General features: G+C 41.0%; 20 protein-coding genes. 9 read left to right on the top strand and 11 right to left on the bottom strand.

Annotated features, from left to right (window positions below):
- Positions 1-23: 23 nt before the first annotated feature.
- On the bottom strand, positions 24-479 hold the full coding sequence (locus CWC28_RS09085) for a MarR family winged helix-turn-helix transcriptional regulator (RefSeq protein ID WP_138625027.1): 456 nt from the start codon (positions 477-479) through the stop codon (positions 24-26).
- Positions 480-582: 103 nt separating this feature from the next.
- Between CWC28_RS09085 and hmgA the strand changes: the two genes are divergently transcribed.
- Both hmgA and maiA read left to right on the top strand, forming a co-directional pair.
- Positions 583-1,887 (top strand): homogentisate 1,2-dioxygenase, encoded by a 1,305-nt coding sequence (gene hmgA, locus CWC28_RS09090; RefSeq protein WP_119852834.1) that lies wholly within the window; start codon positions 583-585, stop codon positions 1,885-1,887.
- Positions 1,887-2,516 carry a maleylacetoacetate isomerase gene (gene maiA, locus CWC28_RS09095; RefSeq protein WP_138625028.1) on the top strand — a complete coding sequence of 210 codons (630 nt, stop codon included), beginning with the start codon at positions 1,887-1,889 and terminating at the stop codon, positions 2,514-2,516. The genes hmgA and maiA overlap by 1 nt, the downstream gene beginning before the upstream one ends.
- A 53-nt stretch (positions 2,517-2,569) precedes the next feature.
- Here maiA and CWC28_RS09100 read toward each other — a convergent pair whose 3' ends face one another.
- Positions 2,570-2,800: a TIGR02647 family protein gene (locus tag CWC28_RS09100; protein ID WP_063703665.1), complete on the bottom strand. Its 231-nt coding sequence runs from the start codon at positions 2,798-2,800 to the stop codon at positions 2,570-2,572.
- Positions 2,801-2,877: 77 nt separating this feature from the next.
- On the opposite strand from CWC28_RS09100, the gene CWC28_RS09105 reads away from it, so the two are divergent.
- Positions 2,878-3,177, top strand: coding sequence for a DUF1496 domain-containing protein (locus CWC28_RS09105; RefSeq protein ID WP_105173382.1), 300 nt, complete (start codon positions 2,878-2,880; stop codon positions 3,175-3,177).
- 56 nt (positions 3,178-3,233) lie between these two features.
- Positions 3,234-3,500 (top strand): VF530 family protein, encoded by a 267-nt coding sequence (locus CWC28_RS09110; RefSeq protein WP_063703663.1) that lies wholly within the window; start codon positions 3,234-3,236, stop codon positions 3,498-3,500.
- 10 nt (positions 3,501-3,510) lie between these two features.
- Here the strand turns inward: CWC28_RS09110 and CWC28_RS09115 are convergent, their stop codons facing one another.
- Entirely contained in the window at positions 3,511-5,130 is a 1,620-nt protein-coding gene (locus CWC28_RS09115; protein WP_138625029.1) for a diacylglycerol kinase family protein, read from the bottom strand.
- A gap of 304 nt (positions 5,131-5,434) precedes the next feature.
- Here CWC28_RS09115 and CWC28_RS09120 point away from each other — a divergent pair, with 304 nt between their 5' ends.
- Both CWC28_RS09120 and CWC28_RS09125 read left to right on the top strand, forming a co-directional pair.
- Positions 5,435-6,124 (top strand): anti-sigma factor, encoded by a 690-nt coding sequence (locus tag CWC28_RS09120; RefSeq protein ID WP_138625030.1) that lies wholly within the window; start codon positions 5,435-5,437, stop codon positions 6,122-6,124.
- A 179-nt stretch (positions 6,125-6,303) separates the two neighbouring features.
- Positions 6,304-7,401 (top strand): HupE/UreJ family protein, encoded by a 1,098-nt coding sequence (locus tag CWC28_RS09125; protein WP_138625031.1) that lies wholly within the window; start codon positions 6,304-6,306, stop codon positions 7,399-7,401.
- An 8-nt stretch (positions 7,402-7,409) separates the two neighbouring features.
- On the opposite strand, the gene CWC28_RS09130 is transcribed toward CWC28_RS09125, so the two are convergent.
- From CWC28_RS09130 to CWC28_RS09160, 7 genes are all read right to left on the bottom strand, one after another.
- Positions 7,410-8,027 (bottom strand): TetR/AcrR family transcriptional regulator, encoded by a 618-nt coding sequence (locus tag CWC28_RS09130; RefSeq protein ID WP_105173387.1) that lies wholly within the window; start codon positions 8,025-8,027, stop codon positions 7,410-7,412.
- 128 nt (positions 8,028-8,155) lie between these two features.
- Entirely contained in the window at positions 8,156-9,559 is a 1,404-nt protein-coding gene (locus CWC28_RS09135) for an efflux transporter outer membrane subunit (RefSeq protein WP_063703651.1), read from the bottom strand.
- The gene (locus tag CWC28_RS09140; protein WP_138625032.1) at positions 9,559-12,690 is read right to left on the bottom strand and encodes an efflux RND transporter permease subunit; all 3,132 of its coding nucleotides are present in this window, start codon (positions 12,688-12,690) and stop codon (positions 9,559-9,561) included. Before CWC28_RS09140 ends, CWC28_RS09135 begins: the two co-directional genes overlap by 1 nt.
- Before the next feature lie 12 nt (positions 12,691-12,702).
- Positions 12,703-13,866: an efflux RND transporter periplasmic adaptor subunit gene (locus CWC28_RS09145; protein ID WP_063703647.1), complete on the bottom strand. Its 1,164-nt coding sequence runs from the start codon at positions 13,864-13,866 to the stop codon at positions 12,703-12,705.
- A 213-nt stretch (positions 13,867-14,079) separates the two neighbouring features.
- A complete protein-coding gene (locus tag CWC28_RS09150; RefSeq protein ID WP_138625033.1) occupies positions 14,080-15,168 on the bottom strand; it encodes a 6-phosphofructokinase in 1,089 nt (362 codons plus the stop codon).
- A gap of 40 nt (positions 15,169-15,208) precedes the next feature.
- A complete protein-coding gene (locus tag CWC28_RS09155) occupies positions 15,209-15,652 on the bottom strand; it encodes a hypothetical protein (protein ID WP_105173392.1) in 444 nt (147 codons plus the stop codon).
- Between the two features lie 86 nt (positions 15,653-15,738).
- Positions 15,739-17,433: a cyanophycinase gene (locus tag CWC28_RS09160; RefSeq protein WP_105180324.1), complete on the bottom strand. Its 1,695-nt coding sequence runs from the start codon at positions 17,431-17,433 to the stop codon at positions 15,739-15,741.
- 343 nt (positions 17,434-17,776) lie between these two features.
- Here CWC28_RS09160 and CWC28_RS09165 point away from each other — a divergent pair, with 343 nt between their 5' ends.
- The 3 genes from CWC28_RS09165 (at position 17,777) to iadA (ending at position 23,434) form a co-directional block, all read left to right on the top strand.
- Positions 17,777-20,704, top strand: a complete 2,928-nt coding sequence (locus tag CWC28_RS09165) for a TonB-dependent receptor domain-containing protein (RefSeq protein ID WP_138625034.1) — start codon at positions 17,777-17,779, stop codon at positions 20,702-20,704.
- A 142-nt stretch (positions 20,705-20,846) separates the two neighbouring features.
- Positions 20,847-22,256 (top strand): putative basic amino acid antiporter YfcC, encoded by a 1,410-nt coding sequence (gene yfcC, locus CWC28_RS09170; protein WP_063703637.1) that lies wholly within the window; start codon positions 20,847-20,849, stop codon positions 22,254-22,256.
- Between the two features lie 11 nt (positions 22,257-22,267).
- Positions 22,268-23,434: a beta-aspartyl-peptidase gene (iadA, locus tag CWC28_RS09175; RefSeq protein ID WP_138625035.1), complete on the top strand. Its 1,167-nt coding sequence runs from the start codon at positions 22,268-22,270 to the stop codon at positions 23,432-23,434.
- 29 nt (positions 23,435-23,463) lie between these two features.
- Here iadA and paeA read toward each other — a convergent pair whose 3' ends face one another.
- Entirely contained in the window at positions 23,464-24,750 is a 1,287-nt protein-coding gene (gene paeA / locus CWC28_RS09180) for a polyamine export protein PaeA (protein WP_063703632.1), read from the bottom strand.

Raw genomic sequence — 24,750 nt, forward strand, 5'->3', positions numbered from 1 at the left:
GCTATAAAGCCTTGATTACAGATTTAAACATTTTTATTTAATTGCGCAGAAAGTGTACTCAGCGTGTCCATAAATTGTTGAAGTGCTTGGCTATCTAAGCCACTCACTAAACGTGCTTGCCACTCGTTTGCAAGCGGTACAATCTGTTCATGCAACGCTATTCCTCCAGCAGATAGTGATAACAAACTTGCACGTTTATCTGTCGGGTTCGCTTTAGCAACTATCAATTCCCTTGATAATAATGACTTTACAGCCCTCGACACGGTGGATTTGTCCATTTGAGCCATATCGCATAGCTCTTTAGCACTGCACTCACCGTATTGCGCTAGATTCGCAATCACACGCCATTGTGGCACGGTCAAATTAAACTGTTGTTGATATAGTTCACTAAATTGCTCACTCATCTGCATCGCAATGTTGGTTAACGAATAAGGTAAGAACTGTTGTAAATCGAGTATTTGTTCTCGTTCTGTTGTCATGGCTTCACTACTGTCAAAAAATATTTACACAAGTAAATTCTGTGTAGTTTGAATTTAGTCTCACATGAGAGTATCTTACCTGAAACCTTTTAGGAGTCTAGTGATGAATAACGAATTACAATATATGACAGGCTTTGGTAATGAATTTGAGACCGAAGCCTTACCCGGTGCATTACCTATCGGTCAATTCAGCCCTCAAAAAGTAAAATACGACTTATATGCTGAGCAGTTCAGCACAACCGCATTTACAGCGCCGCGTGCTGATAACCGCCGAACTTGGTTTTACCGTATCCGCCCGTCAGTAGTACAAGGTGATTACACGCCTATCGATAATGGCCTTATTCGTACAGCTCCTATCACCGAAGTGCCAACGCCACCGACGATGCTACGTTGGGATCCAATTGAGATTCCTGCACAGCCAACTGATTTTATTGATGGTTTAATCACCATGGCTGCGAATGGCAGTGCCAATGCACAAACAGGTATTGGTATTCATATTTATGTTGCTAATAAATCAATGCAACACCGTTACTTTTATAATGCTGACGGTGAAATGCTGTTTGTTCCGCAACAAGGTGAGCTATTACTAAGAACAGAATGCGGCAAACTCACCGTTCGAGCAGGTGAAATTGCGGTTATCCCTCGCGGTATTAAATTTGCTGTCGATTTACTTACTGATACAGCCCGTGGCTACATCTGTGAAAACTATGGCCATGCCTATATTTTACCAGAGCGCGGCCCTGTCGGTGCCAACGGTTATGCCAATGACCGTGACTTCCACTACCCTGTGGCCGCTTTTGAAGATGTTGAAGGTGATTTTGAGCTAGTTGCTAAATTCAACGGCAATATGTTCCGTTGTGATATTGGTCACTCGCCTTTAGATGTCGTTGCTTGGACGGGTAATAGCGCACCTTATAAGTATGACCTTGCTCGATTCAATGTCATGAATACAGTAAGTTACGATCACCCAGATCCATCAATCTTTACTGTATTAACATCACCATCGGGTACAGAAGGTGTTGCTAATATCGATTTTGCTATCTTCCCTCCTCGTTGGATGGTGGCTGAGAACACATTCCGCCCACCTTATTACCACCGTAATATCATGAGTGAGTTTATGGGCTTAATCGAAGGTGTATACGATGCCAAAGAACATGGCTTTGTGCCAGGTGGTTCGAGCTTACATAACTGTATGTCGCCACATGGCCCAGAAGCCGATGTATTCGAAAAAGCATCAAATGCTCAGCTTGAACCACAACGCTACGAAAACACCTTGGCATTTATGTTTGAATCACGTTACGTTATTTCACCAACAAAATATGCCCTTGAAGGTAAAGAGCGTCAGCCTAACTACACAGACTGTTGGCGCACTATTAAAAAACATTTCACAGGTAAACAGGACGTATAATGAAACTTTATAGCTATTTTCGTTCATCAGCTGCATACCGAGTACGCATTGCGCTTAATTTAAAGAATATTGATCACGAATTAGTGACAGTTAATTTATTAAAATCAGAACAGCAAAGTGACGAGTACCTAGCAAAGAACCCGCAAGGATTATTACCAGCACTTGAAACTGAGCAAGGTGTACTTGCACAATCGTTAGCTATTTTAGAGTGGCTCGAAGAAACCCACCCAGAAACACCGTTACTAACGGGTGATGCGTGGCAAAAAGCTCAGATCCGTAATTTATGTTATGCCGTAGCGTGCGATATTCACCCTATCGATAATTTACGCGTATTAAAGTACTTAGCTAATGATCTTGGTGTTGATGAAGAAGCAAAAACGACCTGGTATAAGCATTGGGTAGAAGTTGGTTTTGAAAGTATCGAAAAGCTACTTGATGAAGCGAACACTTTTTGTGTGGGCAACAAACCAACGCTTGCAGATGTGTGCCTCGTGCCGCAAGTATTTAATGCCTTACGCTTTAAAGTTGATATGAGTAAATACCCTAAAATTGCTGCAGTTTATGAGCAATGTAATAAGCTTGATGCCTTTATTGATGCTGCACCACAAAATCAACCAGATGCGATTTAAGTGTTACTATGATTAATGTAAAAGGCCCGAATAATTCGGGCCTTTTTTATTTGTTATCTTAGCGCTGAGTTAATCACACTCACATGATTAATTAAATCGAGTCCCAAGTCGGTTAAGTAGCCCCCATCAGGACTATCCGTGATGCCTTTATCATAAAGACGTTTTGCTGCATCTCTGATAGAGCTTTCGGCATCTGAGTGAATTTTAATTCCCTGCATTTGAGAATCGCGGGGAAATTTTGCAAGGAGGGTTAATTCGTCAATCATATTTTTATCAAATTGCATGTGTTCACCTTTTTATTATTTATTCCTTGTCATAAGCTTAGTGTAGTTATGCAAATCTGCCCAACGGGAGACGTAATTTGTTAAAGAAAATTTTAATTCTAACTACATTGGTTATTTTACTGTTTTTAAATAAATCAATGGCGAAAGAAAAACCCCTCGTTGTGATTGATGGTCAAGAAACGCTGAACAATCACAGAGTATGCTGGTACGAAAATAAGCGCTATACCGAAGGTGCGTATATCGTCGTTGGCGAGATGACGTTAATTTGCAGCGCCAAACAGCCTAATTTTTCAAACAGTGATTTAGCATGGCTAAGACTCAATGCAAATGGTGAAATTATTTATCCCAAACAGGCTAAAACGATTCATGTCAATTAGCTTAACGTTCACAGATAGGTTACTATTGCGCGGTTGCAAATAACCTAAGATTTATCATGGACAATCAACCTAATAATCCGTTGCATGGCATTAAGCTAGCTGACATCGTTACTAAACTTGAAGAAAAGCTTGGTTGGGATGGTATGGCAGCGCATGTCGATGTACGCTGCTTTCAAAATGATCCGAGTGTAAAATCGAGCCTAAAATTTTTACGAAAAACACCATGGGCGCGCGAAAAAGTTGAACAGTTATATATTGATACTTTTATCAATAACAACGCGGCTGATGACGGCTCGTTCCAATGGAAAAGCATTAAGAAATAACGCAAAAGCGCTATTCTTCAGCGACAATCACCGAAAGCGATTTCGGTGATATCTCTACTTCAATTTTTTCCGCTGTTTTCACCTCACCATCTATTACATAACTTAAGCCAGCATCTGCACTCACTGTTACTCGTTTTGCGTTTGTGTGGTGGCTATTAATTGCAAAACTAGTTTGCGTAATACTCGAAAACACTAACTCAGCAATACTGAGTGTACTCGCTTTAGAGTCCGCACTGGGTGTTAACCAATTTACATCAAGTAAACCATCTTGATGATCTGGCTGCCCTGCAGATTGAGCAAGTAAGGTAGTAAATGGCGCAGCGTTGGCAATGATTAAACTTGTGGTATTAATTGTTTGCGGTTCGTTATCATCAAGCGTAACCAGATAATCTTGCGCCTCATGCTCACCTAATGCTTGCCAAAACCCTTGTAAATATGCAAGTTGCCCTGACTCATTTTTTGCATCACGGTGGGCTTTTTCAATCATCTTTTGTTCAAAACCAATGCCTGCAAGTAATAACATACGCTCACCATTGCACACAGCGGTATCTATTCGGCTTGCCTGCCCTTCAATTATCAGTTCACACGCTTGTTCAACAGGAATAAGTTTCGATTTAATCCCCATTAGCACATGCGCCAGTGCATTGGCGGTACCAAGGGGGATAATCCCCAACTTACAGTCTGTATTAACAAGCACACTTGCAACCTCGGTCACGGTACCATCGCCACCACAAGCAATGACTACATCAGGGTTCAATTCAAGTGCTTCTTTGGCTAACTCCGTACCATTTACCTGTTCCGACGTTGTATAAACAGTTAAATCATAATACTCAGATAAGCGGGATGTAATTTGCTTACGTTTTGCTTCCCACAGTTTTGTGCCAGAAACCGGATTAGCAATAAGCACCGCTTTATTCTTTATTAATAAGTCACCACGGCGATGACGTTTCACAAGATGACGCAGCTGACGTTTATTTAAATTTGCAGTTTCACGTGTCTCTTTAATTTGCGCCAGTACTTGGTGCACATCGGCATCTTTGTTTTGGCTAAGTAAGTAAGCAGCCATAACAAAGACAGAGCGCCCTCGACCAAGGGCACAATGCACAACCACCCTTCTATCTTCTTTAACTTGGTGATCAATCCAATTAATTGCTTGGTGTAATTGCGCGCTTGTTGGCACACTATGATCAAGTACAGGGATATTTAAATAGCGAATATTCTCTTGGGTAGAAGACCACTCAAGGCCATCAAATTCACATGTCACATCTAAAATAGCCGTGATACCCATCTCTTTCATGGTGTCTATATCTGAAGGAAATAAACGACAAGCTAAAAATAAATACTCATTAATTTGTTGCAGTGGTGGCACTTTGTCATTTTTTCTTGACCACGCATTATAAAGTTGCGCGCCAAGTAAAAAGGGAATGAATGCCCATCGTATGTAAATGGGGATGACACCATTTTCTCGTTTTCTAAAAATACGTGCGATATTAAAAAAGTATGCGCCACTGACTAACAGTAACGACAATGCAGTCCAATAAAAGAACAGCGCAAAATACACTGTTTCAACCCGAATAGCCGCAATTATAAATACAATCGCTAGTGCTAAGTAACTAAATGCTGCCCACATAATCACTCCTTGTTATTCTAATTACAAAGTACGTTGCAAATTTCACTCCAGTAAAACCGCCTTATTTAAACTTGGTGGCTATTTAAAATCAGTAACTTAGCGTTCACTTAAAAACCTATACTTTAAGTTTAGGACATTTTTTCACAACTTTATGAATAACTTACAATTATTTACACAAGGCACGATTGATAAATTTGCCAAGCTGTTTTTCCCTGCTAGTCTAAATTAAAAGCAAAAACTAATAATCACAGAGTTTGAGTGTCGCTTTTGTCAAAAACTTAAATCAATTCGAGCCTAATTCGTTATGAAATACGATGACCAAACGCTACTTAATTTACTTGCAGCAGAATACGTTCTAGGCACATTACATGGCCATGCCCGTGATAGATTTAACCGCTTAATGCGCACCTCTCCTCGAGCCCGATACGCAACCTCATTATGGCAAAGGCATATAAAAAATTTAGAAAACGCGATTGAATCTAACCCACCCGATCAACAAGTGTGGGATAAAATCACAAAACGAATTGACCCCATATTTTTACCAACACAGAAAAAAGCAAAAGACCCTAACTATGGAATTTTTAAGGCTTGGGGTGCAATTGCCACAGCAGTCTGTATTGTATTGGTGTTAATTACTTGGCAACCGCAAGAGTCATTTAGCGATAAAATCACTCATTCAGTGACATTTTATGATTCATCAAATAAGCCTCTTTGGAATTTAGATATAAGCGATCACAGTATTTTACTAAAAGCGGCTAGTGACATGAGTTTACAAACTGATTATGACTACCAGTTATGGATCCGTTTAAAAGGCTACCCTAGCGCCATCCCTATTGCTTTATTACCTAAAACAGAGAGTAAAGAAATTGCCCGCAATGCATTATTTAAACCGCAAAATATTGCTTTACTGGCGATAAGTCGAGAACCGATTGGCGGTTCACAATCAGGCTCCCCAACTGAAATTCTTTATACAGCTGAACTTAACGTCAACTAACCATACAAAGCCAAAACACTCATTATTAAAACACGAGCAAAGCCACTATTTCTAAGACAGATGACCTAGCCGTTAAACCTGTGTACTTGCTATAGTAACAGCCCCTTTTTACTTATCTTAAAAGAAATGCGGTCATTCGAGCATAAGACTTGCCCGCCTGTATTATCTTAGGAATAAACATGAAAAAGTCGTTGTTGTTTACGCTATTTCTATTGATTTTTAGTTTTACCAGTTATGCCCACCAGCAAAGTACCGCTTACCTTACTTTAGAACAACAAACGAGTCATACACTTTCACTCACTGGTTCTTGGCAAGCCTCTGTAACTGATCTCGATAAAGCGATTAACTTCGATAAAAATCAAGATAATGTAATTACATGGCATGAAATTACATCACAGCAACAAGCAGTATTAGACTATCTAAATAGCCATTTTAATGTGTTACAACAAAATCAAAGCTGCAAGGTCACGGTTGATGGTGCACTTAGTATAGATAACCACTTTAATCAGTCGTATATCCATGTGCCACTACAAGTTGATTGTCCATCTGATAGTTCTATAACAGTTAATTACACAGCCCTATTTGATATAGATGAGCATCATCAAGCAATTGCCGCCATTGCTAAATCAAGCCGCGTATTTGAACAAAATACGGCAAAACAAGTTATCAACTTTAAAGAGCAAAGCTTCACCACAACGTTTATTGAATATGTAAAGCAAGGCATATTACATATTTGGATGGGCACAGATCATATTTTGTTCTTAATCGCGCTATTGCTGGGCTGTGTGTTACTACGTAAGCAAGGCGAGTGGCAACGTGTCGAGTCTAAAAAACAAATCCTTGTTGATACAGCTTGGATCATCACCGCTTTTACGCTTGCTCACTCAATGACCCTCACAGCAACTGCAATGAATATCATATCGCCAAACACCCGATGGGTAGAATTAGGTATTGCGCTTTCAGTATTATTTGCCGCAATAAATAATATTTGGCCAATGATTGTGCGTTTAGGTTGGATCACCTTCTGCTTTGGTCTATTGCACGGTATGGGATTTGCGAGTGTGTTAGGTGAGCTTGGCTTATCAAATGAATACCAGCTAATGAGTATTTTAGCGTTTAATTTAGGGGTTGAGATTGGTCAACTGGTTATTTTAGCCATTTGTTTACCGCTACTAATGCTACTTAGAAATAACCCCTGGTACAAAAAAGCCATTATGCCAGCAGGCTCAATGCTAATTGCAATTATGGCAATCCAATGGTCTATAGAGCGCTTTTAACAAGCGCTTTATTCAAACGGTAACAATAAGGTTTTCATTGCCGGACGCAACGCTTTATGTAACTCATTGATATTAAGATCTGGGTTTAACATCTTACGCAACAAGAGCCCCCCCATGACAGAAAACATCACTTCAATACGAGCATTTACTTCTTCAAGTGCCGTTCCTTGTAACGGACCTCTTTCACCTACTAATAATTCGCGCATTGAATCACGGGCATGGGTATCTGAGCCACGAAGTAAGTTAGCTACTTTTTCATTACGTGCAGCTTCGGCCAACATTTCTAAATCAAGTGCACCTTGATTTAAATCGGTATGGCGCTCAACACCTCTGTCAAGACCATCAAGCAACACAGTAACGCGGTCGCCTGGTTTATCAGCAAACTCTTTAAAAATTGAGAACATTTCTTCCATATCACGTTCTACAATCGATTCAATAATTGCTTCTTTACTGGCAAAGTAATTATAAATATGGCCAGCGCTCATGCCTGCAGTTTTAGAAATTTCTGCCATTCCTGCCCCATGATAGCCTTTACGTCGAAAACAATCCGCTGCGGCACAAAGCACTTGATTACGTCTTGCCTCGGCAAGCGCAGGGTCATTGTGTCTTTTCGTTTTTTGCGTCATGGTTTCTCCAAGCTTTACTGACTATGGTTAACTTAAATTTAAACAAGGTTTACAGGATCTTAATCTTAGAGGAGAGTCAAAACAACTAAGATCCTGCAAAACCTTAAATAAATTATGCTTTTGCTGATTTATTGCACAGATTTTTGTGCATTCCAGCCGCCACCCAGTGCTTTATACAAATTAATTTGGCTCGCCAGATATGCTTGCTTACCCAAAATTAACTGTTGTCCGGCACTGTACCAATTTCGTTGTGCATCCAATACTTGTAAGTAACTGTCTGCCCCTTTTTGAAAACGCGCATCCGATAAAGTAAAAGATAGCTCATTACTTTGATATAAGTCATTGAGCGCATCTAGCTGATGCATATAACCTTCACGATCAGCAAGTGCATCAGAAACCTCTTTAAACGCTTGCTGTATGGTTTGCTCGTAGCTGGTTAGTGCCATTTCTTGCTGAGCTTTTGCAACATCAAGATTAGCTTGATTACGACCCATATTAAAAATAGGCAAATTTACCGATGGTACAAAACTCCAAGTACCTGAGCCTGAATCAAACAGGTTACTCAAGTCAGCAGAAGCCGTCCCCGCATTCGCGGTTAAACTGATACTTGGATAGAATGCCGCTTTTGCCACACCAATGTTTGCATTGGCTGCCAGTAAATCATGCTCAGCTGCTTTAATATCAGGTCGCTGAGTCAATAGCTCAGACGGTAACCCCACTGGTACATCCGGTAAACTCAGTACATCATCAATATTTTGTGATGGTAATAAATCCGCAGTGACAGTTTTACCCACTAAAAAATCGAGGGCATTTTTATCACGCTTTAATAAACGCTGATAGTTTGCAATATCAACCTTCGCGGTTGCTACCGTACTTTCAAGTTGCGATAGCGTTAACTGAGAAGCTGCACCAAGGGCAAATGTTTTACGGGTTAGCTCTAAAGACTCCTGCTGTGACTTTAAAGTCTCGTTTGCAAGTGCCAAAAGCTCTTTGTCCGTCGCATAGTTAAGCCATGCATTCACTAATTCTGAAATCAAACTAATGCGTACACTTGTTAAACTGTATTCGGCCGAATAAAGATTTTGCAAAGCTTGCTCTGATTGGTTGCGGACTTTGCCCCAAAGATCAATTTCATAAGCGGTTAGGCCAACAGTCGCTGAATAATTTTCAGAAATAGTTGCTTGTCCGGTACCAGATAAATCTGCCGGAAGACGCTGACGCGTACCCGATGCATTCAAATCAATGCTTGGGTAAAGCGCTGAATCTTCAATCTGGTACATTGCTCTTACCTGCTGCACATTCAGTGCAGCAGTTTTTATGTCTTTGTTGTTTTCAAGTGTGAGCGCAATCAGCTGTTGCAGCTGCGCATTACTGAAAAATGACTGCCAATTGAGCGCATTGATATCGCCTGCTGTACCTTGGATATCATAGTTTTGAGCAACGGGTAATTCACGCTGCTCCATATCTGGCGCCATATTACAGGCAGATAACATAAGTGCAGCAACAGACACTGAGATTAGTTTAGCTTTCATTATGCCTGCTCCTCATTCGTTGATTTTGTTTTACCTGGGAATACACGACGCACCAGTACAAAGAACAATGGTACAAACAACACCACAATGGTCGATGAAGCAAGTGTACCGCCGATAACAGCAATACCTAGTGCGTTTTGCGCACCCGAACCCGCACTTGATGCAATTGCTAGGGGTAGTACACCACAGACAAATGCCATTGATGTCATAAAGATTGGACGTAAACGAAGGCGAATAGCAGCCACAGCAGCATCGACTAATTTCATACCTTCATCCATTTTATGAATCGCAAACTCTACAATTAAGATGGCATTTTTTGATGCCAAACCTATGGTGGTTAAAAGACCTACTTGTAGATAAATATCGTTAGATAAATTAAATACAAACGAGGCAATCGATGCACCAAATACCCCAAGCGGTACAATTAGCATAACCGCAGCAGGAACTGACCAGCTCTCGTATAATGCCGCTAGACATAAGAATACAACCAACAATGAAAGTGCATAAAGCAATGGTGCTTGACCACCACTTAAGCGCTCTTCATATGAAATACCTGTCCATTCAAACGACACGCCAGCTGGTAATTTCTTAACCATTTTCTCAACTTCAGCCATCGCTTGACCAGTACTGTAACCCGGCGCAGCCGCACCTTGGATTTCCATCGCTGAGAAGCCGTTGTAACGCTCAAGACGCGGTGAGCCATAAGTCCAATGCGAATGAGCAAACGCCGTAAATGGCACCATGTCACCACTTGCGTTACGTACATACCATTCATCTAAGTCTTCTGGCACCATGCGTGATTCAGGTGTGCCTTGTAAGTACACTTTTTTCACACGGCCACGGTCGATAAAGTCATTTACATAGCTACTACCCCACGCTGTCGATAACGTATTATTGATATCAGCTTGAGTTAGACCTAATGCTTCGGCTTTTGCTAAATCAATATCAAGTTCAAGCTCTGGCTTATCTTCTTGACCATTCGGGCGCACACCCGATAGCACAGGGTTCTGCGCAGCCATACCTAAAAACATGTTACGTGCTTCAAGTAGTTTTTCATGACCTAGGCCAACCCTATCTTGTAAGAACAAGGTAAAACCGTTTGCAGTACCAAGTTCAACAACAGCAGGTGGTGGGAAAGCAAATACGAACGCTTCTTTAATGGTTGAAAAGTAACCCATGGCTTTACCCGCAACTGCACCGACTGATAGATCATGGCGTTGACGTTCATCCCAGTGTTTTAAGCCAACAAAGCCGATTGCCGCATTTTGACCAGAGCCTGCAAAGCTAAAACCTGTTACCGTAAAGATAGATTTAACTGCTTCTGATTGATCTTCTAAGAAGTGGTGTTCCATCTTTTCAACAACTTTTAACGTTTGCTCTGTTGTCGCACCCGCAGGTAAGCTCACTTGGTTAAACAAAATACCTTGGTCTTCATCTGGTAAAAATGCCGATGGTAATTGTGAGAAAATAAACACCATACCACCCACGATTAAACCGTAAATAAGTAAGTAGCGTTTACTGTGTTTGATCATGCGAGACACAAAACCTTGCGCACCCGAGTTTGTTTTGTCAAAACCACGATTAAAACCAAGGAAGAAACGACCAATGAATGACTTGTTATTGTGAACATGACTTGGTTTTAAAATAGTCGCACAAAGCGCTGGTGTTAAAATCAACGCAACTAGCACAGATAGACTCATAGCTGTTACTAAAGTGATTGAGAACTGACGGTAAATTACACCTGTAGAGCCTGGGAAGAACGCCATAGGCACAAATACAGCCGACAGCACCATCGCAATACCGACAAGTGCGCCTTTGATTTCATCCATCGATTTACGTGTTGCTTGTAATGGCGATAAGTTTTCTTCAGTCATTACACGTTCAACGTTTTCAACAACAACGATGGCATCATCTACCAGTAGACCAATGGCAAGTACCATCGCAAACATAGTGAGGGTATTAATTGAGAAACCAAACACTTGTAAAATGGCAAACGTACCTAGCAATACAACAGGTACTGCAATGGTCGGAATAAGTGTTGCTCTGAAGTTCTGTAAGAATAAGTACATTACTAAGAACACCAGTACAACAGCTTCAATTAGAGTGCTTACTACTTTCTCAATTGAAAGTGATACGAATGGCGTCGTATCGTAAGGAACAACCGTAGTTAAACCTTCAGGGAAGAAAGGCTCAAGTTCAGCAAGCGCGGCTTTTACGCCGTCTGCGGTATCAAGTGCGTTGGCACCACTGGCAAGCTTAACACCTAAACCCGATGCAGGTTTGCCGTTAAAGCGCGCAACAACACCGTAGTTTTCACCACCTAATTCAACATTCGCAACGTCACTTAGGCGAACAACTGAACCATCAGCATTGGTTTTTACAAAAATATTTCTAAATTGCTCAGGTGTTTGTAAACGGCTTTGTGCAGTCACCGTTGCATTTAATTGTTGGCCACTTACTGCTGGCAAGGCACCTAGTTGACCTGCCGACACTTGCGCATTTTGAGCACTGATTGCAGCGCTAATATCTGCAGGAGTTAACGAGTATTTAAGTAACTTAGCTGGGTCTAACCAAATACGCATTGCATATTGAGAGCCAAACAGCTGTACTTCACCGACACCATTTACACGCGAAATAATATCAAGCACGTTTGATGAAACATAATCACCGATATCGATGTTATTCATACTGCCGTCTTCAGAGACAAAGCCTACAACCATTAAGAAGTTTCGAGCAGATTTTGCAACCGAGACACCTTGACGTTGTACTTCTTCAGGTAATAACGGTGTTGCAAGCGACAGTTTGTTTTGTACTTGAACCTGTGCGATATCAGGGTCTGTATCTGCACTAAAGGTTAAGGTTAACGTCGCTGAGCCATTTGACTCAGAGGTTGATGACATGTAAAGCAAGCCATCTAGCCCTTTCATTTTTTGTTCAATAACCTGTGTAACCGTATCTTCAAGAGTACGGGCCGACGCACCAGGGTATGTGGCTTGAATACTAATTGCAGGTGGTGCAATTGATGGATACTGCGCAACCGGCAAACTTCTAATTGCTAAGATACCTGCCAGCATCACAACGATAGCAAGTACCCATGCAAATATGGGCCGATCAATAAAAAATCGTGACATTAAGTTTCTCCGTTACTGGCTATTAGCTGCTGATTCTGCAGGCATGGCATTGACTGGGGCACCTGGGCGGATTTTCTGTAAACCTTCAACAATTAGCTTATCGCCACTGTTAAGGCCATCTGTCACTAACCAGTTTGAGCCCACAGTACGATCTGTTTTAAGCACGCGTGCTTCTACGGTATTGTCTTTGCTTACAACCATGGCAGTAGGCTCACCTTTGGTGTTTCTGCTTACGCCACGTTGCGGTGCTAAAATCGCATCACTTTTCACACCTTCAACAATCACTGCACGAACATACATACCAGGCAGTAGTAATTTTTCAGGGTTAGGAAATTCAGCACGTAACGTTACTGAGCCTGTGCTTGGATCAACGGTTACTTCAGAAAATTGCAATGTGCCTTTATGTTGATAAGTGCTGCCATCTTCCATCTTTAATTCAACTTTTGAATGTAAAGCAGCATCTTTATCAAGCTCACCCGCAGCAATGGCTTTTTTTAAACGTGTTAGTTCACTGCTCGACTGGGTTAAATCAACATAAATAGGGTCTAATTGAGTAATGGTTGCTAATGCTGTAGCTTGATTAGCGCTAACAAGTGCACCGGCAGTGACATCTGATTTACCAATTTGACCACTAATTGGTGCTAACACTTTGCTGTAGTTTAAATTGATTTCAGCAGTTTTAAGCTGCGCTTGAGCTGTTAGTAAGTCTGCTTTTGCACCTTTGTATGCTGCATCTGCTTCGTCGTAATCTTGTTGGCTTACTGCTTTGATACTCAATAGTTCTTTATAGCGTTCAGCTTTTGCTTTTGCATTAGCAATACTTGCTTGTGCTTTTGTGATAGCCGCTTTGCTAGTCGCTACTTCAGCTTCAAAAGTAGATGGATCGATTTGATATAAGGCTTGGCCCTTTTCTACTTCAGCACCTTCAACGAACATACGTGATTGAATAATACCGTTAACCTGTGGGCGAATTTGCGCGATACGTGAAGCAGCCACACGGCCTGGCAATTCTTTAGTTAGCGTAAGAGGTTTGCTTTGCATCTCAATAACGCCAACAGGTACAGCTTGTGCTGCCTGCGTTTGCCCTTGAGCCGATTCAGATTGGCCGCAGCCTGATAATAAAACAGCACCAGCCAAAGCTGACAGTGCAAAAAATGGAATGCGAGAGCGCTGCATGTGTAGTTCCTTAGTTTAGAGTGAACGATCATTCTAAACTAAAAAAGGCACAGATCAACCATCTTTAAAGAACTTTACATTAAATAAAAAGCTTGCTTTAACGCATGAATTTTGTGCAATACATAAATTGCTAATTGAATTATTGCGAAGATAACTGAGAAAGTTGTTTTAAAACTATTAGTTATGCGAATTGAAAGTATATCAATTCGCATATTATTCGCCTAAACACATGCCCATAGCGCGGGCACTTGTTATTAAAGAATGATCTAAAGGAATGACGCGATATTCTGAAGTAGCTTCTTTTAAACTGATTGGTTTAATTTCACCGTCTTTACTGACAGGGATAAAACCAAACTGACCTTTCTTTACTAGCTCGAATGCCTGAACACCAAACTCTGCTGCAAGTACCCTATCGAACGCATTCGGTGTACCACCCCGCTGAATATGCCCTAACACAGTGACTCTTACATCAAGATCAAGCGCCACACGTATCTGCGAAGCAAGTTGCTCAGCAATGCCACCTAGTACAGGGTTTTCGTAGCCACGTTCATTTGATTGTTTACTAACGACTGCGCCAGCAATAGGTTTAGCTCCTTCTGAAATGACGATATTGGCAAATCCATGGCCTTTATCAAAACGTGACGTTAATTTGGTTTTAATCGCTTCAATATCGTAAGGAATTTCTGGAATAAGTGCGACCTCAGCACCGGCAGCAATAGCAGAGTGCAAACAAATCCAACCAGCATCGCGCCCCATTACTTCTGTCACAATCACCCGATTATGACTTTGCGCTGTTGGTATTAACCGATCAATGGCTTCGGTAGCTGTATCGACGGCAGTCTGAAAACCAATTGTGTAATCAGTGCCATATAAATCATTATCAATGGTTTTTGGTACGCCTACGATATTTAAGCCATGCTCAAATAAATGCTGAGACACTCTGTGCGAACCATCACCACCTATATTTATTACCGCATCAAAACCAAGTTGCTTTATCGTACTGATCAGCTCATCAGAGCGGTCAATAAACACTTGTTCGCCAGCTATTTCAGCAGGAAATGCGGTAGGATTCCCTTTATTAACAGTTTCTAGAATTGTTCCACCACGAACATGAATACCAGCCACCACTTCACTGGTTAAGTGTATAATATCGTTTGGCTTTTCAAGCACACCACAGTAAGCTCTTCGGCTACCATACACCTGCCAATTACCATCATGCTCGGCTGCTTTAACCACCGCTCTGATCACCCCATTAAGCCCAGGGCAATCACCCCCACTTGTTAATAGCAGTAATTTTTTCATTGTGTTACCAACTTCGTTCACTGATTAATTAGAGATTAGCTTATATGTTGAACTTTCGCGTATGACTTACATCAACTAAAACTGGTTTTTTATGCGTAGAAAAAAGCGCAACAAATAGCACTAGTAATACATACTTAGGCAGACTAGTCAGTAAAGTGGTGTTATTAATATTTGCAGAAAAGGTGTTAACAGCAAAATATAAATGCAGCGCTAAAAATGGTGTCAGCAATATAAAATATGAATACGCTTTGTCTTTGAGATACAGCGACTTACTTATTAATAAAAACACCAAAAGTAACGCTAATAAAGGAAGACCTAAAGTAACGATATCAACCATTGATAAAGCAAAGTTAGGTGACAATCCATAAAGCGGGGAAAGTACTACTGTAGGTATCGCTATAGCTGCACCATAACCTATGACTGGTATAGATAAATAGGCAAATAAACAGCCAAAAATAAATAAAAGTAGTACGTTATATTTCATAACTCCATTCCATGGTTTGTTCATTATTAGTTTTACGCTAACTAATAATGAACAAATAATCCACTACTTTTTCAGTACCTTAACTGCTAAAAGGTCTTAACTTTAAATGCTAGGTTTTCTACTGCACAGCCTGTACTACTCGTATTTACACGGTAATAATGAGTATTGTCAGTGGCATTTAAATCCAATAAAAACTCATCGTGCTGGGCTACTGCCTGTTGTTCTTGGGTTAAACACATAGCTTGTACAAGCGAACGCAATTTAGCATCTGAAAAAATAGTGCCAAAACGCTGCATAGGCAGTGGCGGAATTTTAATATTAGGGAGTGCATTATCAACAGTTCGTTTAGCGAGATTAAAGCCATCCTTTGTTACATCAATAACTGCACCTGCAGGCCAATAACTAATTGCTCCACTGTTTTTAGCGTCTGATTGAACATGCACGACACCGCTTTTACCAATCACCGTCATTAATGAGGTTTTACCTGCTCGTATTGATACAAGTGCTGTGGTTTCATCAATGCCAAAACCATGCTTTTGCTTTGTATCTGCCAATAATCTAGCCAAACGCATTGTTCTGTTACGCTCGCTAAAGTGTGTATCAAGAACACCGTACGGAAAACTGCCTAGTCCACCTTGTTTTTCATAAGTGAGTGAATCTGCTGAAAGCTTATCACCACATTCATTATCACAACGTTCACTTGGCGGTGATACCGCAAACGCACCTTCTCTCATTGCAGCTAAACTTGTGCCGTTTGTGATCATTGGTACTGAGCCAAAGGCATTTTTACCACCACTTTGCACCGCAGTGCCTGCGCTAGTACCTACAAGTAATGGCCTTTGTAAAATTGCACGCGTCCAAGGGTATTGCTTACCCTCTTCATCAAAAAGAACTTTTCTGGTTAAACTTTGATCGCCCCCGTTAAACATAATCCCCGTGGCATTTTCAATTAGCTCAACTAAATGATCTACCCCTTTATCACAAAGCGCTTTTTCGGCCTTAGTTCGATCAGGGTAAATTGTCTCACGATTAAAAACGCCCATGGAGTCACTACGTAAAGAATCCAAACTCTCACATTGCTTACTGGTTATCGCTTTTGCTAAGGCAGGAGTAAGAGGTAACCAGCTTGATTCAACACCATTAAAGTTTAATAACCCTTCATAAAAGTCAGCTGATTCATATGGGTCTCTGCTTGAAGCTGTAACAGCCAAAATTGCTGGTGATTTGGTGGTTGTTTTTAAAGAAGCAGCAACGAAGTCTAAAATATCATTAGCTGCACTTTCGTTATTATCGCTTGTACTAACCTGCTCTTTTTGACGGGTCGAATCTGTATTTAATACAGCAACTTCAAGTGAATCTATGACAAAGTTGTATTCTGAATCAGTGAGTTCGTTTAGTAGCTTGTTATCTAAATCACGCCATGCCCATAAAATATCACTTTTAGTGATCACACCTGAGTTTTGACGTGCAATTTGTGCTAAAACCTTGAGCGTTTGCTGACGATTTTTTTTATTCTTGGTTGGCCAGTTTGTCTTAATTTCACTTAAGGCATCATTATTTAATCGATATTGATTATTCTGTTTACCACTGATCTGTTTATTCGAAAGGCAATTTTTAGGGCTCATACTTGAGCAAGTGGTCAAGGCACCGCCGACTAAGACCAACGTTTGCTGTTGATCATTTGCATAAACTTTGCTGCCAAATGACGCGAAAAACAAACCAAATACCAAAGAAAAAGCTGAAGTTTGATATTTAGTCTTTTGCTCCTTAAGGATGTTCATATTGTTACACTCTTGTAAAAAAATATTAGAAAATTGCTTGCGCAGCTTTTTGTTGCTTGCTATAAAAAAAAGGAACATTTAAAAACGCGAGTAAGCTAGCACTGTATCGCTAGCTTTGTCAAAAGACCTTACGGATTGGAATTATGTTGAAAAACGCATTATCGCTTTGCACATATTTCTACTCTCCACACTACCTTTCGGAGTGGTTTGACGAGTAGCCACACCTCACTTCCTGTGAGGGGCTAGTTGTGTCTATAACCTACTGCCCTGTCTAAAAAATTATAACAATTATTCAAAACGTCACGGTTTTGCCGTGTGTTTTTTAAGGCAAAGGTAAATCAATATGTTTCGTCAGCTATCAATTGCTGTAGCAATCAGTGCTGTGCTGTGTCCAGTACAAACTGTGTATGCTCAAAACGACCAACAACCAGAAAAAATTGAACGAGTAGAAGTAACAGGATCACGAATTAAAGGGGTTGATTTAGAAGGAACCATCCCGCTTACCGTGCTTGACCAAGATGCAATCAAGCGCTCAGGAGCGAACACCATTCATGAGTTGTTAAAAGATTTATCCGTTTTCAAAGGCGGTTCAGGTACCTTTTCAACATCTGAAAGTGGTGGTACATCAACCTCAACACCAGCGGGTCAATCAGCGGCTAGCCTCAGAGGTATGGGGCCTTCTGCCACATTAACACTCATTAATGGCCGACGTGTAGCACCTAGCTCATTCGCAGCAGGCACTGAAAACTTTGTCGATGTGAACTCAATTCCACTTGCTGCAATTGAGCGAATTGATATTTTAGCCACTGGTGCATCGGCAATTTATGGGTCTGATGCTGTCGCCGGTGTTATTAACTATATTCTCAAAGATGACTTTCAAGGAGCTGAAGTAAACACTTCTTACACCAATAGTTTTGACAGTCATGACGAAGGTAAGAAGCAACTTAACTTGGTCTACGGCACGAATATAGGTGAAAGTAACTTAACGGTATTTGCTGATATTTACGACCGCAATGCCTTTAAAGCAACCGACAGAAGCTATACCGCAACACCTAATTTAGTGAATGGTTACTCATACTTACCCAAACTTGAGAACTCGCCGAACATTTATTACTACAGTAGTCGAGATGGCAATGAGCTACCTGCGCCAAACTGTAAAACAGAACTTGTCACGACTGAGTATGGTGAGCAAATTTGTGCTTACTATGCTAACCAAGATGATTACCTAGAAACCCCATTTGAAAGCCTTTCAACTGGCTTTATGTTTAACAGCAGCTTAGGTGATTTAGATTGGCATACCGATTTCTTCTATAGCCAAACTAAATCAAAAGCCTATTCATCACCTGCACCAATCAATCAAATAAACGATGATGATGGTCCGTATATCATAGAAGATGCGCTATTCATTTATGATAACGCTGATGGCAGTAACGACCTTATGGACCAGCTTTATATTGATCCATTTACCACTCAAGCAGGTCGAGATGTTTATGGCTTTGCATTTGATGCACGTTTTAATTCACCGCGTACTGTTGAAGTTGAAACTAAAAACTTTCGCTTAGTCAGTAGCCTAGCTGGTTACATTGGTGATTGGAGTTGGGAGTCAGGTGTAACATTTTCTCGTTCTAAGTCAGAGCAAGAAGCGATTGATGGTATTTACAACCGCTACCAATTTCATGCTGCAATCACTGGTGAATTATGCTCTGACGGTTCAACGGCTACATACGATGGAACACAGCTCAATTGTGCGCAAGGTCAGTTAATGCCATTCTACAACCCTTTTTTACAGGGTGATGCTAATAATGATACGGTGCTTGAGCTTGCAAAAGCAAACCCTAGTAGAAGTGGTGAAAGTACAGTTTACGGATGGGATTTAAACTTTAATGGCGACTTATTTACATTTAATGAGTTACCCATTTATGGTGCATTTGGTATTGAGGCTCGCCGAGAAGAGTTAAAAGATATTCCGTCTTTAGACTCTCAAGCGCGTGCTGAAAATGGTTATTTAGTTGATGTTTTTGGTTTTGGCTCGAGCTTATCAGAAGCAGACCGTACGCAATACGCTGCATTTGTAGAGTTGAATATGCCAGTTACTGAGCAGCTAGAACTGCAAGTTGCTGGTCGTTACGATCATTACGATGACTTTGGTGGAACGTTTAACCCTAAAGTGGGTTTAAGCTACCGCCCTTCAGATTCTCTAATTATTAGGAGCTCTTGGTCAACGTCGTTTAGAGCACCTTCATTAACTCAAGCTGGCGTAAAATTACGTACCACACAATCAAGCTTTGATTGCGGCGCAAATCAGGCAGTTGCAGACTTATACTGTATGGGTGATGGTACAGAAGTCAGTGTTAACAGCCTAGAACTTGGGAACCAAGCACTCAAAGCCGAGGAATCTGAAGCGCTCAGCATTGGCTTTGTGTGGAGCCCATCTGTAAATACCAACCTCACTGTCGATTATTGGCATTTTGATCATGAGCAAGTCATCGATACCAATATGACTGCCGTACTAGATAGAGCAATTACGGATGCTTCTCTTCGTCACTGTGGCTTAGTACCACAAGGCCAACAAGGTATTTCGTACGAAGAGCAGCTGTGTGAAGTAACCGATAATGCTGGCCTTAATATCGAAAGTGATGGCGCAAATCTTTCAGAGATCCTAACAAACTATATTAGTGAGTTTAACCCGCGCGAAGATGAGCTATTCCTGCCACTATTTAGAGACCATGTTATTCCACTGGAAAATACCGGCACACAAACCTTAGCGGGTATCGACTTTAAATTCGATCATCGTTTTCTTTTTGCAACAGGCAACTTAACACTCGCTTTCGATGGTACACACTATTTAGAGTTTGAGCGAAACAAACCCGGTTCAGATACAATCGAAAAGCTAATCGGCACTTATCGCTACCCTGAAAATGTAGGCAGATTCTCTATCGATTGGGATGCCGAGAGTTATTATTTAAACCTAGGCGCCAATTATACCAGTAGCTATGAGGATGATATTGAAGGGCTGCGTGGCCGTGAAATAGATGAGTTAGAAGAACTTGGCGAGCTTAATGATGAATTAAAACGCGATGTTGATGACTGGCTAGTATGGGATTTATCTGCCGGATATTTTATAAATGATGCATTATCAATCCGTGCTCGTATCGATAATATCTTCGATAAAGAACCCCCTAAACTGTATGGTTCAAGTCGAGGTTTTGATTCTATAAACCATAATGCTTATGGCAGTCGCTATACGTTAAGTTTGAGCTATCGCTTTTAGCAAGGTATGGGCGGCTTAATAGTCGCCCACACTTTTGAGCTTACGTTATCTTAAACTGACGACTCTCAGTATTAATCTTTCTTAGCAAGGGCTACAATACCTTGCTTATCTTATAAACGTCGAATGACATTTAAGTGACTTTATGAAAAACAAACAGTTTGCGATGCCAGATGCGAGCATCATTTTGTTGTGCGTCGCAGTTATCGCCTATTTTGCCAGCCTATTTATCACCCCTGGTGTCTTTAATGCAGAAAAAGACAGTCATAGTGTTGAGTTATCTCAATATCAAACAGTTTCTGACCATACCCCGCCAGCGCTTTTTGCAGAAGGTGGGGACATAGGCCTCGCTAACGTTTTATTTGAAGGTTTAGTATCAGGTGATAAGTATGGCGCTGCAATTGGCGTGATGGCGTTTATTTTAACTACTGGCGGTGCATTTGGTATTATCTTAAAAACAGGTGCTATTAATAATGGCATCATGGCATTGATTAATAAAACACAGCATATTGAATGGGTATTTATCCCGCTGCTGTTCATACTGTTCTCATTAGGTGGCGCGGTTTTCGGCATGGGAGAAGAAGCGATTGCCTTTTGTATCGTGTTATTTCCGATTATGAAACAGCTTGGCTATGATGCAAAAGTTACCGTGTTAACAACCTATGTTGCCACACAAATCGGTTTTGCAACGTCGTGGATGAACCCCTTTAGCATCGCTATTGCCCAATCCATTGCAGAGATACCTGTCTTTTCTGGCGCTGGCTTCAGAATGTTTGCTTGGCTTGTTTTTACCTCATTTGGCCTTCTATTTACTATTAAATATGCCAATTCAATCAGAGCCACAAAACAACAAACTAACCAACACCAAGACAGCTCTATTAGTTTAGATACTGCAGATAAACTAATCTTACTAACTTTTATTGCTGGCATTATTTGGGTTATTTGGGGCGTGATGGCTCGGCAGTATTATATTCCTGAATTAGCAGCGCAATTCTTTTGCCTTGGTATTGCTTGCGCTGTAATCGCTAGCCTATTCAAAAAACAAACTGCCAATGAAAGCGCAAACGCATTTAAAGAAGGTGCCCAAGAGCTCTTACCTGCAGCGCTTTTGGTTGCTTTGGCAAAAGGCGTTATTTTAATACTTGGCGGTAGCGATTTAACGTCGCCTTCGACCCTTAATACCTTGCTATACTATAGCGCAAGCAGTATTTCGGTTGTGCCCGATTATATCGCTGCATGGGGCATGCTATTATTTCAAAGTATTTTTAATTTCTTTGTTTCGTCAGGTTCTGGTCAAGCAGCCATAACAATGCCGCTAATGTCGCCGCTCGGTGATTTGTTAAATATCTCACGTCAAATTGTGGTGTTGGCATTTCAGTTGGGTGATGGTTTAACGAATATTTTTATTCCTACCTCAGCAAGCCTCATTGGCTGTTTGGGTATTGTTAAACTTGATTGGAGTGAGTGGGCTGGTTTTATTTGGCGTTTTACTTTAGCTTTATTTGGCCTTGCTAGCTGCTTTATTTTTCTCGCACACTTTATTAACTATCAGTAAAAGAATTTATTATGTTAACACTTATAAAAGGCGCAGACGTTTTCGCCCCCTCTCCTTTAGGCATTCAAGATGTTCTTATTGCTGGCACAAAAATAGTTGATATACAGCCTGAAATCACTATCGATACTTACCAAGGAATTACTACGGTCGATGGCACTCATTGTATTTTGGCCCCGGGGTTTGTGGATTCACTCGTTCATATAACTGGCGGAGGTGGCGAAGCAGGATTTGCCAGCAGAACACCCGAAATGAACCTTACTGATGCTACACAATATGGCACAACAACGGTTATTGCAGCCCTTGGCACTGACTCAAGTAGTCGAACTCATAGTAATCTTATTGCTAAAGCAAAGGCATTGAAAGAGCATGGGCTCAATGTTTATTGCCATACAGGTTCCTATCATTTACCTGCTAAAACACTCACAGATTCAATCACCAGCGACTTAATGTATATAGATGAGTTTATTGGTGTGGGTGAAGTGGCCATATCTGATCATCGCAGTAGTCAACCCACAGTACAACAGCTGGCGGAGCTGGCTGCAGAGGCAAAAGTGGCTGGCATGTTAAGTGGTAAAAAAGGCACTGTCAGCATCCATGTTGGCCCTGTTGAAACGCATTTATCGTTACTACACGAAGTTGATAAGCTTACCGATATTTCGCTGGCACAATTTTATCCAACACACATGAATCGTAATATTGATTTGCTAAATGCAGGCATACAATTTTGCAAAGCCGGTGGCACTATCGATTTTACAACAAGTACAACTGAGTATGATCTTGCCCATGGTGAATACTCTGCCGCACATGCACTAGCCTATTGCCTTGAGAATAAAGTCGACCCAACAAAACTAACCATGAGCTCTGATGGCCATGCAAGCCTTCCTATTTTTGACAAAAGCTTTAATCTGCTTGGTCTTGAAGTCGGAAAAGAGTCTACATTGCATGGCTCATTTGTAGAAGCGGTGCAAAAGTATAACGTTTCGATTGAACACGCTTTAATGGCGATTACATCAAACCCTGCACAGGTACTGGGTATTAATAAAGGTGTTATTAAGCAAAATGCAGACGCCGATCTTGTGTTACTTGATAAAACAACGCTTGCGCCAACAGAATGCTGGTCAAAGGGTATTCATATGGTGAGTAAAGGCAAAGCAATTGTTAAAGGGGCATTTGAATAAGGCCGCAATATGCGGCCTTAAACACTAACCTAAACAGATTCAGAAATACGAGTAACGAGTAGTTGCTCGACTTTCACTCCTTCAACATCGACCACTTCAAACTTATAGCCACCGTAATTAATAAACTCAGCACGTTTTGGCAGGCGTTTCATGGTGTAAATTAAAAACCCGGCGACTGTTTCATAATGAGATTGATCTGGGAACTCTTCAATTTCGAGTACCTTGGCAAGCTCAACAACTGGGGTTAAACCGTCAACTAACCACGATGAATTGTCACGTTTAATGATTAATTCTTCACCCTGATGGGTAATTAAATCACCCATAAATCCTTTCATTAAATCTTTAACAGTAACAATACCCACCATAAGCGCATATTCATTAACCACTACGGCAAACGGCTCTGCCGCTTTTTTAAAGGTGTTTAACGCTTCAGAAAGGCTTAATGTTTCTGGCAAATAAAAAATGTCGCGGCTGATCAATTCGTTATCTATTTCAGCGGTTTGCCCTTTTAGCACCTTGCGAAGGATATCTTTTGATTCAACCGAGCCAATTAATTTATCTAAGCTACCATCACACACTAAAAAGTGGTTATGAGGGTGCTCAATAATCTTAGTCGCCACTTCTTGTGCATCGGCTTTTACGTCAAAAAACACAATTTGATCGCGTGGCGTCATCACACTTGATAAGAAACGCGCTTCTAAGTCGAACACATTCCCAATTAATTCATATTCTTGTTGCTGTAAGCTGCCGTATTCTGCCCCTGCATCCATCATCGCGACAATATCTTCTGTCGTAACAATGTCTTCTCGCTCTGCGGGTACTTTAAATGCTCTAAGTACCAAATTGGTAATGCCATTAAAAAAGACCACAAAAGGAGTTAACGCAAAGGTCACCCAACGCATAATAGACACCACGTTAACTGCAACAGCTTCTGGCATTATCATCGCTAACCGTTTTGGTAATAAGTCAGCAAATAAGATAAATAACGAAGTAATACTAAAAAACGAAATTAGAAAACTGATTTGACTCAGTAATGGGCCTTGATAAATCATCCCTAGGATCTGTTCAATATAAGGCGATAATGCCTGCTCACCAACAATACCACCCAAAATGGCAATTGCGTTGAGGGCAATTTGAATCATGGCAAAAAAAGCCCCAGGCTGTTCTTGCAAAGTCAGCACCGCTTGGGCTTTTTTATTACCCTCGTCCACCATCACTCGTAATTTGATCTTACGTGATGCCGCTATGGCTATTTCACTCATAGCAAACAACGCACTAATCAAAATTAAAATCATAATAATGAGTAAGTCACTCAT

It is taken from the genome of Pseudoalteromonas sp. S4492, assembly GCF_005886115.1.
Lineage (GTDB): Bacteria > Pseudomonadota > Gammaproteobacteria > Enterobacterales > Alteromonadaceae > Pseudoalteromonas > Pseudoalteromonas gelatinilytica.